This window comes from Galbitalea soli (genome assembly GCF_010686725.1).
In the GTDB taxonomy this organism is placed as follows: domain Bacteria; phylum Actinomycetota; class Actinomycetes; order Actinomycetales; family Microbacteriaceae; genus Galbitalea; species Galbitalea soli.
In genome coordinates, this window is the sequence record NZ_JAAGWZ010000002.1 from 575,935 (window position 1) to 594,143 (window position 18,209).

Here is an 18,209-nt window from a genome sequence, read left to right on the forward strand (position 1 = left end):
CATGCAGCTGCAAGAGATTTTCGCCAAGGACGTCCAGCGTCCGATCGAGGGCGTCGTCAAGGCGGACGACTCCCAGAACCTGGGCACCGAGGTCGAGGAGTACGTCCTTACGAACGAGGCCGCTAAGGGGCTGGAGCAACTCCTGGAGGCGTACACGAACTACACGAACGCCAACGGTGTATGGATCTCGGGCTTCTTCGGTTCCGGTAAGTCGCACCTGCTCAAGATGCTCGCCCACCTCCTCGGCGATGTGGAGGGGCAGGACTTTCCGCGTGGCGAGGTCTCCGAGACGTTCCGAGCGAAGGCTGAGGGGGCCTTCCTGCCTGCTCTGATCACCAAGGCCGACCGGATTCCGGCGAAGAGCTTGCTGTTCAACATCGACCAGAAGGCTCCGCTGATCAGCAAGGACCAGGCCGACGCGCTGCTGCGTGTGTTCGTGCAGGTCTTCGACGAGTCGCGCGGCTACTACGGGGATCAGGGGTTCATCGCCCGCTTCGAGCACCAGCTCGACGAGGAGGGTCAGCTCGACGCCTTCAAGGACGCGTTCCGCGCCATCGCGGGCCGAGAGTGGGAGGAGCGCCGTCCGAGCTTCGGGCTGCCGACCGTCCGCAATCAGGTCAACGAGGCGTACGCCCAGGTGGCCGGCATCGACGCGACAACGGCACCGGACATCCTGAAGACCTACCAGGACACGTACTCGGTCTCAATCGAGGACTTCGCCGACGAGGTCAAGGCGTGGCTGGACAAGCAGGAGAAGGACTTCCGGCTGAACTTCTACGTCGACGAGGTCGGTCAGTTCATCGGCAACAACACCCACCTGATGCTGAACCTCCAGACCATCGCGGAGTCGCTCAACACCAAGTGCCAGGGCCGTGCGTGGATCATGGTGACCTCGCAGGAGGACATGGACCGCGTCATCGGCGACCGCACCAAGCAGCAGGGCAACGACTTCTCGAAGATTCAGGCCCGCTTCAAGACCCGCGTGAAGCTCACCAGCGCCGATGTCGAAGAGGTCATCAGCAAGCGTCTGCTGGAGAAGAATGACGCAGGTACCGCTGCACTGAGCGCGGTGTACGCGGCGGAGTCGGCGAACTTCAAGACGCTCTTCGACTTCGTCGACGGGGCGAAGACGTACCGGAACTACACGACTGAAGATCAGTTCGTCGGCACCTACCCGTTCGTGAACTACCAGTTCCCACTGTTCCAGGCTGCCATCGAGGGCATCTCTGACCACAACGTGTTCGAGGGCCGCAACAGCTCGGTCGGCGAACGCTCGATGCTCGGAGTCGTGCAACAGGTAGCCAAGGACATCGGCGATGTGCAGGTCGGGCAGCTCGCAACGTTCGACCGCATGTTCGCGGGCATCCGCTCGTCGCTGAAGTCGGCGGCGCAGCGGTCCATCGACGTCGCCGAGCGCAACCTGGAGAACCCTCTCGCCGTCCGGCTTCTCAAGGCACTGTTCCTGGTCAAGTACGTCGACGGGTTCCGCGCGACGGCCCGCAACTTGACCGTGCTCGTCTACGAGCGGTTCGGCCTCGATCTGCCCGCGCTGGCCAAGCAGGTGCAGGAGGCGCTCGCGCTGCTGGAGACGCAGACCTATATCCAGCGCAATGGCAACACCTACGAGTACTTGACGGACCTCGAGCAGGACATGGAGAAGGAGATCAAGGCCGTCGACATCGACGCCTCCGAACTCTCCGCCCGGCTCAACAAAATCCTCTCCGGTGACGTGATCAAGACGTCCAAGCTGAAGTACGCCAAGAACGGTCAGGACTTCGCCGTCGGCTACAAGCTCGACGACCAGGTCTTCGGGCAGCAGCGTGAGCTGTCGCTGCACTTCATCACTCCGGAGTACCCGTATTCGCCCGAAGAGACCCGCATGCACAGTGCGGGTAAGGACGAGCTGCTCGTGATCATGCAGCCCGATGACCGTGTGCTCGCCGATCTGCGGCTACTGATCAAGACCGAGAAGTACACCAAGCGCAAGCAGACCAGCTCGCTGTCCGCTGATGAAGACCGCATCCTTCGCTCCAAGGCCGCCCAGAACGTCGAACGGGAGAAGGAACTCATCGAGCGCATCAAGCGCGCGGTCGGCTCCGCACAGCTCGTGATCAACGCGGCCGACGTCGCCTCGTCGTTGCAGGACCCGCTTGCCCGGGTGACGGATGGCTTTCAGGACCTCATCGCGCGCACGTACACCCAGCTCAGCCTCCTTGGCGGAGTGACCTACACCGAGCAGCAGGTCGCGGGCGCAGCGAACCCCGACCAGGGCGGCATGTTCGACGCGACGGGTCTGTCGAAGCTCGCTGCCCCCGGTGATGAAGTGCTGTCGCACGTGCTGCGCCGCGACCGACTCGGTGAGCAGGTCACCGTCAAGGCGCTTGTCGACACCTTTGGCGCGAAGCCCTACGGCTGGGGCCTCGCCTCCATCGAAGTCGTGACCGCCTACCTCGTCGGGGCCGCGAAGGTCATGCTGTCCGTGGACGGCAACATGCTCAAGCGCAGCGAAGTGCCCACGATCCTGCGCAACACACAGAAGCACCCGCACGCTGTGGTCGCACCGCAGAAGAGATTCGATGACCACAAGGTCGCCGCGTTCCGCTCGTTCTGCATCGACTTCCTCAATGACCCGGCTGTGACCAAGGATCCGCTCGAGCTGGCGCACTACGGCGGCGAGAAGCTGCGCGCGAAGCTCGACGAACTCAAGGCCCGCGTCAGCGGATCGAAGTACCCCTTCGTCAGCCAGCTCGACGCGCCGATCGCGCTGCTTGAACAGGTCGTCGGCAAGAGCGACGAGTGGTACCTGACCGACTTCGCCCTCGCGGACAAGCTGCTGGAGGCCAAGGACGACGTCATCGACGCGATCCAGGCATTCTTTAAGGGCAACCAGCGCACGATCTACGATGACGCGGCCAAGCTGCTCCGGGACAACGCCAGCAACCTCACCTACCTTCCGCACGGCAGTGACGAAACGGTGACCCGGCTGCTCGACGACCCGCAGGCGTTCCGCGGCAACAAGATGACCCAGCTCAAGCAGGCCGCAGACACCCTCAGCGGTCAGATCTCCGACGAGGTCAAGACCAGCCGATCGGACGCTGTCGGCGAGATCGTCGTCCGCCGCGACGCACTGCTAGTCAGCGCCATCTACGCCGACGCCACCGACGAAGCCCAGGCGAGGGCGACAGCACAGATCGACGCGACCATCGCGAGGATTGACTCGGAGCATCAGATCGCGGTCATCCGCGAGCTGGCCAATGGGTTCGAGGAGACCGGGTACCCGGCCATCCTCGACCAGCTCGCCATTGCGCGGCGCGACACCGATCCTGACGTGCCGCCTCCGCCCGTGAAGCAGACGGTTTCCATCAAGACGATCACCCCGCATGGCGTCACCGGACCACTGGAGACCCCCGACGACGTCGACACTTACCTCGCCGCTTTGCGCGGCTCTCTCATCCACGCCCTCGAAGACGGAAAGCGGATCGCACTCTGATGGAAACCGCACCGCTGAAGTCGTACGCCACCTGGGCGCGCACAGAGCTGATCAAGGAGGTCAGCGCGCGGATCGCTGCCGTGCTCGCCCCGGGGTCCACTGAACGCGTCGAGGAGACAGCCGCCATCAAGGCGCTGGAGACTGCCGTGAAGGCCGCCGGCAGTGTGGCTGCCGGTCGGGCAAAGGTCGCGGACAAGGTCGCCTACACCTGGTTCAACCGGATCATCGCGCTGCGGTTCATGGACGCCAACGGCTACACCGGCATCGGCATCGTCTCACCCCACCGCGGACAGACTTCCGGGCAGCCGGAAGTACTCGCTGACGCCAAGCGCGGCGTCATCGACACCGATGTCGTCGGCAAGCGCACAGCCGAGACGATCACCGCGCTCCTGGATGGCACACGCCGCAGCGCCGATCCGCAGGGTGAGGCATACAGCCTGCTATTGGCCGACTACTGCCGTTTCTGGCACCGGTCAATGCCGTTCATGTTCGAGCGAGAGGGTGACTTCACCGAACTGCTGATCCCAGCCAACCTGCTCGCTGACGACTCGGTGCTCAACCGCTCGGTCAAGGTGCTGACCGAGGACGTGTGTCAGGACGTCGAGGTCATCGGCTGGCTCTACCAGTTCTACATCTCGGAGCGGAAGGACGAGGTCTTCGCCGGGTTCAAGAAGAACAAGAAGGCCGGCGCTGACGAGATCGCCGCCGCGACCCAGCTCTTTACCCCGCACTGGATCGTCCGTTACCTCGTCGAAAACTCCCTCGGCCGCCTGTGGATGCTCAACCACCCGGACTCGCGCCTGCTAGACCAGATGGACTACTACATCGCTCCGGTCGACGAGGAGACCGACTTTCTCAAGATCGGCAAGGCAGAGGAGTTGACCATCATCGACCCGGCCTGCGGCTCGGGCCACATGCTCACCTATGCCTTCGACCTGCTCTACGCGATCTACCAGGAGCAGGGAGAGGCCCCGTCCGACATTCCCGGCAAGATCCTCGCCCACAATCTCTACGGCACGGAGATCGACCCGCGCGCAGGGGCCCTGGCGGCGTTCGCCCTGACGATGAAGGCTCGGGCCCGGCAGCGCACGTTCTTCAACAAGCAGGTCGAGCCAAACATCTGCGTCATCGACCCGATCTCCTTCAGCCCCGACGAGCTGGACTACCTCGTCACCAAGGACGGCGACCGCCACGCAGAAGAAGCCTTCTGGAACCAGTTCGCTGAGGCCGACACCTTTGGCTCACTCATCAAGCCCGATCCCCGGCTGACCACCCAGCTCGCTGAGCATCTCGCGACACTTGACGACGAAGGCGACATGCTCAGCGCCGACGCTCTCGACCGGGCACGAACGGCTGTATGTCAAGCGCAGTACCTCAGTCCGCATTATGCAGTTGCGATCGCGAACCCGCCCTACATGGGCAACGGAAATATGAGTGCGCTGCTATCGGGTTTTGCTAAAGCTGAGTATCCAGCGAGCAAGGCAGATCTCTTCGCGATGTTCATCGAGCGATCACTTCGGCTAGTGGTGCGACGAGGCCACGTTGGAATGATCACGATGCAAGCGTGGGCCTTCCTGTCCTCATACGAGAAACTGCGGAGCGTCGTCCTGAACGACGCAACGATCGAGACGTTTGCCCATCTTGGGACGGGGGCGTTCGACAGCATAGGTGGCGCCGTCGTCTCCACGGCGGCCTTTGTGTTGTCGGACGGGCGCGACGATGACCACGAGGGGGTATACATCCGTTTGACAGCGGGACGGACCGAGGCGGAGAAGAGCGCCTTGCTCCGTGCAGCGGTCGAAGCACCTGAAGCAGAAAGTCGTTATCGGGCGCGACCGTCGGCCTTGCGCTCGATCCCAGGATGCCCGCTCGCGTACTGGGTCTCGGACGATGCGGTGCGGACGATTAAGGAGATGAGTCGGCTCGGCGACGTCGCGATGCCACGCGCTGGACTTCAGACGAATGACAACGCTCGCTTCCTGCGCCAATGGTGGGAACCATCGATGTCACGAATTGGGCTGGGGGCCACTGACCGGCTCTCGGCGCTCGCATCTGGCCGCAAGTGGTTCCCGTGCCAAAAGGGCGGCCCGTTCCGGCGTTGGTATGGAAACCACGATCTAGTGGTCAACTGGGCGGAAGACGGTGCCGAGATACTGGCACTTGCGACAGACCTCTATGGTTCGCCGACTCGAACGGCAAAGAACATGCAATTCTACTTCCGCGCCGGCGGTACTTGGTCGACCATCTCCGGAAACTCCTTCGCGATGCGCTGGAGCCCCGCAGGATTCATCTCCGAGACGAAAGGCTCGACATGTTTCGCTGACAGCGAGGAATTGATCAAGAACGTCATCGCATACGCGAACAGCACAGCCGCCGACTACTTCCTGGGCCTGAGTTCTCCCACTTTGGACTTTCATGAAGGACCTGTCGCGCGACTACCATTTGAGGTGGCGGATGACGACTCAGTCCTCGAGAGGGCGGAGCGGTGCATCGAGATTGCCCGCGCCGACTGGGACTCGCGTGAGGATTCGTGGGATTTCCAAAGATCGCCACTCCTAAGCGGGGCTAAGGCGAATCATGTGGCTCTTCGCTCGGTTTGCCAAGATCGCATGCGAGATGCGCTTCGAATCTCAGCTGAGTTGCGTGAGCTTGAGGTTGCCAACAATGAGTATTTCGCCCGGGAGTACGGGGTCAAGGATGCGGTTACATCGGAGGTGGCGCTCACAGATGTGGCGCTGAACTCCAATCCCGAGTTCGTATTCCGAGCGCTTCCATCGGAGAGCGATCGTCATCGAGCTGCTGAAGCCCAACTCGTCGCTGACCTTGCCTCGTACGCCGTCGGCTGCATGTTCGGCCGCTACAGCCTCGATGAGCCGGGGCTGATCCTCGCTGATCAGAATGCGACGTTGCAGGACTACCTGGCGAAGGTGCAGTCTCCGACATTCATGCCGGACGCGGACGGTGTCATCCCGATCGTCGATGGCGACTGGTTCGAGGACGACATCGTCGCGAGGTTTCGCCAGTTCCTCCGCGCTGCGTTTGGGGACCAGTACTTCGAAGACAACCTGCGATTCGTCACCGATTCCCTCGGCGTGAAGAGTCTCCGTGACTACTTCGTGAAGTCGTTTTACAAGCACCACGTCCAGCGGTACAAGAAGCGGCCCATCTACTGGTTGTTCTCCAGTCCGAAGGGATCGTTCAACGCGCTCATCTACATGCACCGCTACACGCCTTCCACGGTATCGACGGTGCTCAACGAATACCTGCGCGAGTTCCAGGCGAAGCTCCAGGCGAGCCTGACCCAGGCGGAACGTTCGAACAACGCGCGCGAAGCAGACCGGCTGCGCAGGGTGCTGGTCGAGCTGAACGAGTACGAGCACGACGTTCTCTACCCGCTCGCAACTCAACAGATCACGATCGACCTCGACGACGGCGTGAAGGCCAACTACCCGAAGATCGGTGCCGCCCTGAAGAAGATTCCCGGGCTGGAGGTATCCGAGTGATCAGCTTTGAAGATCGCGGAACCGAGATCGTTCTTACTTACGAGTCGGATTGGGGGCCGGTCACGTGGGTCGATGACAAGCTGCGCGCCGAGGGCGAGGCGACGTTGTCTAGGACGTTTACCGTGCGTCCGGCGGATCTGCTTCCAGCGGAAGACGACGATGACGGGGACGCCCGGGCCTTCGTGATCGGTTCGATCGACGACGAGTACCGGAGCATTCGTGGCGACGTGCTCGGGTTGAAGTACGACCTACGCATCTCAAGGTCGATCCCGCTCACGCGGGCCTTGTTTGTTGCAGAACGAGACATCTCGATCTTCCGCCGCGTCGATGAACTTGCCGACAATCCGATCGTTATCGGTGGCCCGGACACGTCCGCGGTTCCCGAGGACGAGTTCCGCAGGCTCCTGCACACGTTCCCGACCACTACCGAGATGAAGCTTTACGCCTGGACGAGGATCACGCGGGTGCTTCGCGAGTACATGGAGACCATGACAGACGCGGAGCAGCGTCTCGCAGCCTACATGGCACGACGAGCGAGGTCGGAGTCGAAGACCCAGGATCAGCCCGGTGTGCGGATCCCCGCCGCGAACGAACTTGAACTCGCGAAGTTCGAGTTCGTCAGGGACCGGCTGATCGAGATGCTGCACGAGGCTGAGGTGTACTCCGAGGCCGAATGGCAGGCAACGGTCGCCGATCTCTTCCTCCTCATTTTCCCGCAGTACGTGGCCGTCCTTCGCAACGTATGTGTCAAGGAGCGGTACTCCAACCCAGGTGGGTCGACTAATCGGTTCATTGACCTGCTTCTGGTGGCGGCCAATGGAACTGTCGACGTGATCGAGATCAAGAAACCGTTCGAACGCGGTCTCGTCTCGAAAGGCCGATACCGAGACAACCACGTGCCCGTCCGCGAACTCACGGGGTCGATCATCCAGGCGGAAAAGTACCTGTTCTACCTCAGTAAGGCGGGTCGTGATGGCGAGATCGCCATCACGGAGGCCCACTCCAAGGACCTTCCGAGCGGAATCGAGATCAGCATCTCGAACCCGAAGGCGTTCATCTTGGCTGGACGAGACAGCAACTTGTCCAGCAAGGAGCGATTCGATCTGGAGTTCGCTCGTCGCGCGTATTCGAATGTGACGGACATCATCTCGTACGACGACCTCCTCCGAAGGGTGGAGAACATCATTGCGTCCCTGACGAAGCGAACGGCGAGTGCAGCTAGCCGCGTCGCCCTTGAAGATCCGGTGACCGCATGAGTGAGATCGCTGGCGTCAGGGAGCACCTCGTGCGCCGCCTTGCCGGTCAGCGTGTGGTGTTCTGGCACGACCCCGAAGGTGAGTACGCCGAAGACCTCGAACAGCTCGACCTACCTGGATTCTCGCTCATCCGACTGTCGAACGATGAGTACGGCGTCAAGAACCGGTTGCTGCACGAGGAGCCAGCAGGAAAATTCCTCGTATACCGAGGCGGTGCCTCACCGACCGGTGTCGCCAACTGGCTGCTTGACCTCGAACTCGCTTACGGGGTCTTCACCGCCGATCGCACCTCCCTCATCCAGAATGATCTCGGCCTCACGGCTGACGGGATCGACGAGGTGCTCCGCTCCCACGAGAAGTTCTTCCGCGCCGCCAAGCGGGCGCAGGCCCTCAAGGCACTTCTTGAGCCGGATGACAGCCCGGACCGGCTTCGCGCGAAGATGACCGCGGTGCTCCTCGGCCAACAGGACCACAGCCTGCTTGAACTGACCCGCACGCTCCTCATCGAGAACGCGGCGGGTGGTACCGCCAAGTTCAAGTCGGTCGCGGACCAGCAACTCGAGGGTTTCTACTGGGGAGGCGTCGCGAGGATCTACGGGTACACGTCGTCGGCCCCGAGCATCGATGACTTCGTGCTCTGGATGTTCCAGCAGGCGATCGGCGGCTTCCGCAGCGACCGCCTGGGCGGTCTGCGCAACATCCAGCTGGATTTCAACAGCCTGCGCTTCGACCTGCGGAGCCAGAGCGCACTGGCAACACTCGCCAAGCGGATCGCATCGAGCATCAGCTACGCGAGCACGATCGAGAACGCCGACTTCCGCGACGTCGTCGCCAATGACCTCTTCGAGGAGGTCGACCAGAAGATCATAAGCGATCTCGCGCGCGAAGTAGCCGCCCGCACCGCGACCGCCCGCGAGGTGGCCGACGTGATCCGCAAGCGCAAGAACAGCATCTGGGCCGAGGGATACCGGAAGCTATACGCTGCGATCGAGAGCGGCTCTGAACTGCTGAGCGAACTCTCGACGCTCACGTTGACCATCACCTCGTTCGATGACGGGCTCGACCGGTACCGGCGCCAATGGTACCGGATCGACCAGCTCTACCGGCAGTTCGTCTACGCCGCGCGCACCTCCGAGCATCCGAAGCCGCTGGAGGAGCTGCGAGGCGAGGTGGAGAAGTTCTATGCGAACAAGTTCCTATTCGAGTTGGGCAACGCCTGGCAGCCTCACGTCGACGCGGCTGACAAGTGGCGGTCAACCGTGCTGCGTCCGCAGACCGCGTTCTACCCCGAGCACGTCGCGCCGATTACCAAAGGCGGCCGGAACAAGGCGGTCGTGATCATCTCTGACGCCCTCCGCTACGAGGTCGCTGACGAACTCGGCACGCGCATCCGTCAGGAAGACCGGTTCGACGCCGATCTCGACGCTGTGCTGGGCGTACTTCCCAGCTACACGCAACTCGGCATGGCCGCGCTCTTGCCACACAGCACAATCGGCCACTCCAAGGACGGCGATCCGGTGCTCGTCGACGGGCAGCGCACCGACGGTTCGGCGAACCGCACGAAAGTGCTGAGCGCCGTCGACGGCAGGGCTATCCAGGCGGAAGATGTGCTCTCACTGTCACGGGACGAGCTGCGCGACCTCTACAGCCAGCACCAGGTGCTGTACGTCTACCACAACCGCATCGACGCTACCGGCGACAAGGCGGGCACGGAGCGGCAGGTCTTCGAGGCCGCAGAGGAGACTCTGCGAGAACTCGTCGACCTGGTGAAGCGGCTGACCAACGCCAACGCGACGAACATCCTCATCACCGCCGACCACGGCTTCCTCTTCCAGGACACCGCGCTGGCTGACGCCTTCTACCTCTCCACGCTCCCGCAGGGCCACGAAATCGTTACCACGAACCGGCGCTACGTGCTGGGGCGTGGCATGAAGAAGGACAACGCGTTCCGCACGTTCGAGCCCGCGCAGGTCGGCCTGGACAGCGACCTCGAGGTACAGATTCCGAAGTCCATCCACCGGCTGCGTCTCCCTGGCGCAGGGTCTCGGTTCGTCCACGGGGGGGCATCCCTCCAGGAGATCGTCGTGCCGGTGCTGACAATCAACAAGAAGCGCCGCAGCGACACCCGACTAGTTCACATCGATGTGCTGCCCGAGTCGGACAGGATCACCACGGGTCAGCTCGTCGTGAAGCTGTTCCAGTCCGAGCCGGTCAGCGAGAAGGTGCAGCCACGCACCGTCCGCGCGGGTCTGTACGTCGGCGAGACGCTGATCTCGAACCAGCCGGAGCTGACCTTCGACCAGGAGTCGAGCGACAAGCGCGACCGCTACCAGAACGCCAACATGCTGCTCAGTCAGGACGCCAACGACTTCAACAACCGCGCCGTGGAGTTCCGCCTCGAAGAGCGCATCCCTAACACCAACCAGTGGCGCACTTACCAAAAGGCGCTCTACACACTCCGGCGGTCATTCGCCTCGGACTTCGACTTCTAGGGAGGGATCGATGAGTCTCGACAGCACCACCAACGCAGAGGTAGCGGCCGAGGCCGACGCGCCTCCCGCGCAGTCTGACCTCGACCGCAAGATCAATCAGCTCTTCCCCGGCGTCGTGGTCCGTAAGGACCTCGTGAAGGCGGTCAAGGGCAACGCGATCGTGCCCTCTTACGTGCTGGAGTACCTGCTCGGCCAGTACGCCGCATCCGACGACGAGGCGACGATCCAGGCTGGGATCGACGCAGTGCGCAAGGTTCTCGCCGACCACTACGTGCACCGGAACCAGTCCGAGCTGGTGAAGTCCACGATCCGGGAGCGCGGCCGACACCGCATCATCGACAGGGTCGCGGTCACGCTCAACGAGAAGGACGACGTCTACCAGGCGGAGTTCGCCAACCTCGGCATCAAGGGCGTGCTCGTCGAGCCCGCCACTATCAAGGCGCACCCGAAACTCCTCACGGGCGGCGTGTGGTGCATCTGCGACATCGAGTATTTCCACAGCGAGGACCAGCGCGTCGTCCCGTGGATTCTCGGCTCGATCAAGCCCATCCAGCTTTCGAACTTCGACTTCGAGGGCTACCTCGCTGCGCGGCGTGAGTTCACCACGGAAGAGTGGATCGACCTGCTCATCCAGTCGATCGGCTTCAACCCGGAGCTGTTCGGACGGCGCGCGAAGCTGATCCAGCTCGTGCGTCTGATCCCGTTCGTCGAGCGCAACTACAACCTCGTCGAGCTGGGGCCGAAGGGCACCGGAAAGTCGCACATCTTCTCGGAGTTCTCGCCGCACGGCATGCTCATCTCCGGCGGAGAGGTCACTGTCCCGAAGCTTTTCGTCCACAACTCGAACGGCCGCATCGGCCTGGTCGGCTACTGGGATGTCGTCGCCTTCGACGAGTTCGCGGGCAATAAGAAGCGTGCGGACAAGGCGCTGGTCGACATCATGAAGAACTACATGGCGAACAAGTCCTTCTCCCGCGGGGTCGAGACCCTCGGTGCCGAGGCGTCGATGGTCTTCGTCGGCAACACCTCGCACACCGTGCCGTACATGCTTAAGCATTCCGACCTGTTCGATGAGCTGCCCGAGAGCTACCACGACTCCGCCTACCTCGACCGGCTTCATCACTACATTCCCGGGTGGGAGGTCGACACCATCCGCGGCGAGATGTTCTCCGAAGGCTACGGATTCGTGGTCGACTACATCGCCGAAGTGCTCAAGTCGATGCGCACCGCCGACTACTCCGACCGGTACCAGCAGCACTTCACCCTGTCGCCCGACATTTCCACACGCGACCGCGACGGCATCCATAAGACCTTCTCCGGGCTGATGAAGCTGCTCTACCCCCACGGCCAAGCGACTCGGGAGGAGATCGAGGAGATCCTCCGATTCGCCATCGAGGGCCGGAAGCGAGTCAAAGATCAGATCCTGCGCATCGACGCGACGATGGCCGACGTCAAGTTCGGGTTCACCGACAAGGCCGGAACCTGGTCGCCGGTGACGACACTCGAGGAGCAGGAATACCCGACCTACTACGACCAGCGGGCGGCATTGACCCCCGAGGAGCCGGAAGGGGACGCCACCCCGGTCTCCGCGACCACCGAGGTTCGTGCGCCAGTGGCCGTCGCGCCAGAAGTGCCGGTTGTAGTTGAGCCTGCGCCGTTCGAAGGGCACCGCGAGTTCCAGGAGAACCAGCGCGGCATCTCCTACGAGACCCTCCTGCTGCCGTACCTGCGCGAAGCTACGGAAATCACGATCATCGACCCGTACATCCGGCTGCCCCACCAGGGACGGAACCTCGTCGACCTGCTCGCCCTGCTGGCGTCAGCAAAGGACGCCGCCGACGAGATCAGCGTCACGCTCGTGACCAAGGCCGAGACAGGTCAATACGAGCAGGCGCACCTGTTGATGCTCAAGGACATCCAGGACAGCGCGGCCGCCGCCGGGATCAACTTCGCGGTCACGTGGGACGAGACGATTCACGACCGCTCGATTCGCGCCGACAACGGCTGGACGATCCTCCTCGGCCGCGGCCTCGACATCTTCCAGAAGGGCTCCGGCAGCCAGTACGACCTGGCTGCCCGCCGCCAGGAGTTCCGGCAGGTCGTCGCGTTCGGCGTGACCTACATCCATGGGGAGGGCGGGCTGTGAGGTCGTGGGCAGCCCTCATGTCGGGAGCCGACTGTAGTGTCCAGTTCAAGTTTCGGCGGGTCACGCGACACGCCACGGTTGTCGCGGTGGAGAGTTGAGTATGGCCGACGCCGAAGCGGCGCTTTCCGCGGTTCTCGCGTGGGTTCGCGATGTGACCCCGGACTCGCCTGCGCTCGGACCGATCGCTGGAATCAGCGACTCTGAGTTGAGACAACTTGCTCGGCTCGGGGCTCTGTTGCGAGCGCGTCTGGTTGGCGATGCGTCCGCTGCGCTCGTTGCGGTGCTGACCCCGGACGGTGCGATCGACGCTCCGGACGGTGTTCTCGCGGCACTCGATACTCTGATCGCGGAGGACGCGGTCGTCCACCTCGCGGACCTCTATGCGGCCATAGTGTCTCCAGCCAAGCGTCGCCCGCTTGGCACTTTCTTCACGCCTCGCGAGTACGCGCAGGCCATCGTCGATGGGTTTGCTAACCGCCATGAAGCGCCCTCAGCAGTGGTTGACGTGGGTGCCGGCGTTGGGATCTTCTCCGAGATTGCTCGTGCCAAGTGGCCAGCCGCCAGTATTCAAGCAATCGACATCAATCCGCTCACTCTCGGTCTCCAGGCCGTTGCCGCTGCAAAGCTCCCCGCATGGAACGTCGAGTTGGTCCTTGCGGACTATCGACGCTGGCTTAACTCAAACCAGCCAAGCGCCCCCACGCTCTATCTCGGAAACCCTCCTTACACCCGCTGGCAGTTGCTTGATCCGGTGGTGCGTCTCGATCTCCTGCAGGCCGCGGGCGGGCTCGTCGGCGCACGAGCTAACCTCTCGACGCTGTTCCTTGCAATGACCCTCGCGAAGCTCCGCGCCGAGGACTCACTCGCGATGATCATTCCGGCGGGGTGGATGCGCGCCGACTACGGGAGAAAGCTGCGAGGCCGTCTGAGGGCACTGACGCAGCGCCAAGTATCTCTGCGGCTTGCCGACTCGTGGCGGTTTCATGAGGCGATTGTCGACGCCGTCTTGGTCGAGGTCGGTCCGGAGGTTTCAACGGCTCAGCCGATCGAGGTATCCGACTGGTCCGGTTCCGAGCGGTTGACACTGAGTCGAACGGAAGGCGAGGCGGCATTTGCTGCGCCGGGCAGAGCGCGCCTCGCTGTGGCGCGCCAGCAAGATCGGGGGAGAGCCTTCGGTGACTTCGGCAGAGTGACCCGGGGAACGGCGACGGGCGCGAATCAGTTCTTTGTGAGGACGATGAGGGCTTGGGATGAGCTGCACATTCCGGCAGAGTTTCGTCGGACGCTTGCCCGGCGCCTGCGTCCTGGTAGTGACAGTACATTGCCGACCCTCGAGACGGCAGAGCTCTTGGTCTTGGAAAGGTACGACCGGGGCACCGACGACCGTGTGGACGCGTGGATCGGCGCGGGCGAGAACGAAGGGCTTCATGAACTGCACCTTTGCTCGAAGCGCGCACGCTGGTTCGACCTGTCGGCCGAACTGAAGATCCCCGATGTGATCATTTCGGCGCTCGCTCGCGACGTATTCCACGTGCTTGAGAACCCGACCGGGCTGGCGATCACCAACAACCTGTTCGGGCTGTACTGGACCGCAGACGCGACACCAGAGGAGCGCACTACGCTGCTCGATTGGCTTCGCAGCGCTGGGGGCCAGGCGACCCTGAGATCGAGCGCATCCGTGGAAGCAAACGGCCTTCATCGTCTGAGCCCGAAGACGATCGGAGAGCTCACGGTGAACCTCCCGACCCTGTCGACCATGCCCGTCCGCCTAGGCTTAACCGGACTCGTCGTAGGCGGAGGGAGGTCGAAATGAGTCAGGAGGGCTTCATCGTCGACACCCACCTGTTGCGCGAACTTGGCGATCTCCTTGTGGGCCGTGACAGCACTGCGATCCTTGAACTCGTCAAGAACGGCTACGACGCCGACGCAACGGTCGTTCGGATCGACGCACAGAACCTCGCGCACCCGGACGACGCCGTGCTGACCGTCGAGGACAACGGCAACGGGATGACGGCAGCTCGTTTTCGATCGGCGTTCTTACGAATCGCTGGGCGAGACAAGGAGGAGGGCGAGCGGCTCTCGCCCAAGTACAAGCGTGCGTACACCGGGCAGAAGGGCATCGGCCGGCTCGCCAGCCAGAAGCTCGCCAAGGTGTTGGAGGTCCGGAGCGTGCCGGACCACGCGGACGCCGGCGGCGATGAGCCTGGTGTCGAAGCCCGGATCGACTGGGAGGCTATCGACAAGCAGCAGACTCTCAACGACCTGAAAGAGGGCCTCTCGGTTACCGACGTTCCGGTTTCACCGGGAACGCCCACCGGAACGGTGCTGTCCATGCGATCGCTGAAGCGAACCTGGACTAGCTCGGAAATCGGCAAATTCGTCGACGAGATGCAGTCGGCGCAACCGCCGACGCTCTTGCTTGGCTCCGACTCCGAGTCACTTGCGATCGCTGGTGAGTCGCTCATCGGCAGGCCCGCGGTTCGAGGTACCACGGAGAACGACCCAGGTTTCGAACTGGAACTCTCGGGTGAGCTTGCGCCCGCCGACGACTTCTGGGCGAAGGCGGCGGAGGACTTCCAATGGTGCATCGAGATCGATGTTTCCGGCGGCCGGACCAGATACCGCATCTCTCCCACGACGACCTATGCGCGTTCTGAGTCCTTGGCGCGGGCGTACTCGTTCGAGGCGCAGGCTGATCCTGCGCTGCGCTTCCAGGCCCGGTTCTACATGATGCCGGGTGCGAGCAGCCGACGGGGGCCGCTCAAGGGATTCGTTCGATCAACGAGTGGGATTCGTGTCTACCTTGAGGGATTCCGCGTACTTCCGTACGCCGAGTACGGCGACGATTGGCTAGAGATCGATCGCGAATACCGGTCCGGACCGCGCTTCTACACGATCGACCTGGACGAGTCGGCCAGCGACGACCTGGATGTGGACAAGCGAGAAGCGCTCAACGCCATTCCGAGCAGCGGCTACTTCGGCGCGGTATTCCTCACCACGTTAGGTGCCCCCGGCTTGGAGAGTTTGATCAACCGTGAGGGATTCGTCCCCGGATCAACATTCAGGGCGATTCGGGAGATTGTGCAGGACGGTGTCCGGCTGAGTGTTCGGGTTCGGCGGTCGGTCTTTAACCAGCGGGAGCGACTCGACGCGATTACCCCTGTCGAGCCAGTTCAGGAGACTTCTGAGCATCCCCAATCCACGACGGGGAACGAGCCTGTCTTCGACCCGGCGGGTCGGACGCCCTTCGAAGTTCTTGCACCGCATGGACCGACTGAAGAAGACGATCACAAGATCGCCGCTGCAGCCGAAGCGGCCGCAAGGGTGGCTGTGCAGCAGGGGGACAAAGGCGCGGAGCCGATTGACGACCGTACGCAGCAGCTTGCCGCGGGCTTCAATGCGGTGCGCGCCGCATTGCAGGCGGTCCAGAGCTACCAGCCGGAGTTGCGCATCCTCGCCGGTGTAGGGCTCCAACTCGGCGCGTTCGTACACGACATCAACGGCATGCTTGCGTCGGCAACGACCATCCGGGAGCTGCTTCGCGGACTCCTGGACAGAGTCGTAGAGCCCGCGCAACGGAACACGCTCCAGGTCACGCTACGCACGGCTGACGAGCTTGCTCACACGCTCGCCCGCCAAAGCTCCTACCTGACCGATGTTCTCAGCGCGGACCCGCGTAGACGCCGGTCGCAGGTCAAGGTCCGTGAACGCGTGGAGTCGGTGCTCCGCTTCCTCGCGGGCCCAATCTCAGCGAAGGGGATCAGCGTCAGAGTCGAGGTCGGTTCCGATCTTCGGACGGCACCGATGTTTCCGGCTGAGGTGATGATCATGCTCACGAACCTGCTCACCAATGCAGTGAAGAATGCAGCCGAGGGGGGCAACATCTGGATCGACGGGCGGGATTTGGGCAACGCAGTCGAGGTCATCATCAGTAACGACGGTGCGGCTGTCGACCTTGACGAGGCCGAACGTTGGTTCCTCCCGTTCGAGAGCACAACGACAGTCGTTGACGACGTGCTCGGCCAGGGCCTAGGACTTGGCCTACCCATCGTCCGGGCGTTGACGGACGACTATCGCGGTGATGTCCGATTCATCGAGCCAACGCATGGTCCTGGTACGTCGATCAAAGTGGTTCTCCCGAAGAAGGGCAAAGCGCAATGACGGAGCAGCCGTTCGTCCTGCTGGTGGACGACGATCCGCAGCAGGAGGCGTTCGCACTCGCGCTCAGTGCGCATGGCGTCGAAGCGAAGCATGTTCTTCCGGACGACCTGACGGCCGGAGACCTGAACCGCGCGAGCTTGGTCTTGATCGACGAGTTCATTGAGAACTGGACTGCGCGCGAGGCCGTGGAGGACCGCATCGGGCTGTTCGTCCGGGACGGTGTTGCCCTTGCCGCTGTCCTTCGTTCTGCACTGGACGGACGCGGGCCGAGCCCTGAGACGGCGCCCACTCCGCGGAACACTGCGCTGGTGCTGCGCACTGGTCACCTCGCGGTTCTTGCAGAAGGAACTCCTGCGTTCATCCGGCCAATGACCGTGGCCAGCCGTCATGACCTTGAGTGGGTTGCAGAGAAGGCGCAAGTCGACGCCGAGACGTTGGCGCGCTTCGCGGCGCTGGCGGTCGCGACCAAGGCGCTTCCGACCGAGTGGGGCGACCCAACTGACCCAACGGCTCAATTGCAGTGGCTTGCCCTCGAGGAGCAGCCGTGGCGAGAAGACGCGATCGCTCAGATCGAACTGTGTCGACCTCCGTGGACCGTGCTCGCGGCAACGTCGGCGGGACGTCGCTGGCTATCGTGGTTCATCCAGCGCATCCTGCCGTTCCCAACCTTCCTCGTCGACGATCGTCGAGCGGCGAGCTACCTTGGGCTGAAGCCGAGCGCCCTCGATGTTCTGCTTGAAGGGGACGGCGACGCCGCCGGTGCCCTCAAGCAGGCCAAGTACACCGGTCAGCTCGCGGCGTTTGCCGGGCGGAGATGGTGGCGCGCCGGGATCGCAGCCGTGAAGCAGCTCGCCCTTGAAACTGCCGAGGGGCGGAGCGCGGACGACATTTCGCGCGCGCTTGCCGCGCTCCACGGTACGGACCTCGATGTCCTCGGACTGCGGCACCCCGTGTTCCAGATCGACGCCGACTACAACTTGGTCGATGAGCCGCTCGAGATCACGGAGGCGGTGAGACTCCAGCCCGACGGCTGGCCGTCATATGCCGATGACCCATGGCTTGCAACGACTTCCATCGACGCAGAGGCTTCGCTCGCAAAGCTGATCGTCATCGACGACCGCGCTGACGTCGCGGAAGACGACGGTGAGTAGCCGCGCCATC

The 18,209-nt window shown here is 63.0% G+C and carries 8 protein-coding genes; all 8 read left to right on the forward strand.

The window, feature by feature from the left end; translation table 11 throughout:
- Position 1: 1 nt before the first annotated feature.
- Positions 2-3,490: a BREX system P-loop protein BrxC gene (gene brxC / locus G3T37_RS08860; protein ID WP_163473715.1), complete on the forward strand. Its 3,489-nt coding sequence runs from the start codon at positions 2-4 to the stop codon at positions 3,488-3,490.
- Positions 3,490-6,993 (forward strand): BREX-1 system adenine-specific DNA-methyltransferase PglX, encoded by a 3,504-nt coding sequence (pglX, locus tag G3T37_RS08865; RefSeq protein ID WP_163473197.1) that lies wholly within the window; start codon positions 3,490-3,492, stop codon positions 6,991-6,993. Before brxC ends, pglX begins: the two co-directional genes overlap by 1 nt.
- A complete protein-coding gene (locus G3T37_RS15310) occupies positions 6,990-8,249 on the forward strand; it encodes a Shedu anti-phage system protein SduA domain-containing protein (RefSeq protein WP_163473199.1) in 1,260 nt (419 codons plus the stop codon). Before pglX ends, G3T37_RS15310 begins: the two co-directional genes overlap by 4 nt.
- Positions 8,246-10,741: a BREX-1 system phosphatase PglZ type A gene (pglZ, locus tag G3T37_RS08875; RefSeq protein WP_163473201.1), complete on the forward strand. Its 2,496-nt coding sequence runs from the start codon at positions 8,246-8,248 to the stop codon at positions 10,739-10,741. Before G3T37_RS15310 ends, pglZ begins: the two co-directional genes overlap by 4 nt.
- A gap of 10 nt (positions 10,742-10,751) precedes the next feature.
- Entirely contained in the window at positions 10,752-12,887 is a 2,136-nt protein-coding gene (gene brxL / locus G3T37_RS08880; protein WP_163473203.1) for a BREX system Lon protease-like protein BrxL, read from the forward strand.
- A gap of 100 nt (positions 12,888-12,987) precedes the next feature.
- Positions 12,988-14,700: an Eco57I restriction-modification methylase domain-containing protein gene (locus G3T37_RS08885; RefSeq protein ID WP_163473205.1), complete on the forward strand. Its 1,713-nt coding sequence runs from the start codon at positions 12,988-12,990 to the stop codon at positions 14,698-14,700.
- Positions 14,697-17,048: an ATP-binding protein gene (locus G3T37_RS08890; protein ID WP_163473218.1), complete on the forward strand. Its 2,352-nt coding sequence runs from the start codon at positions 14,697-14,699 to the stop codon at positions 17,046-17,048. The genes G3T37_RS08885 and G3T37_RS08890 overlap by 4 nt, the downstream gene beginning before the upstream one ends.
- The gene (locus G3T37_RS08895) at positions 17,045-18,199 is read left to right on the forward strand and encodes a hypothetical protein (protein WP_163473219.1); all 1,155 of its coding nucleotides are present in this window, start codon (positions 17,045-17,047) and stop codon (positions 18,197-18,199) included. The genes G3T37_RS08890 and G3T37_RS08895 overlap by 4 nt, the downstream gene beginning before the upstream one ends.
- Positions 18,200-18,209 lie beyond the last annotated feature (10 nt).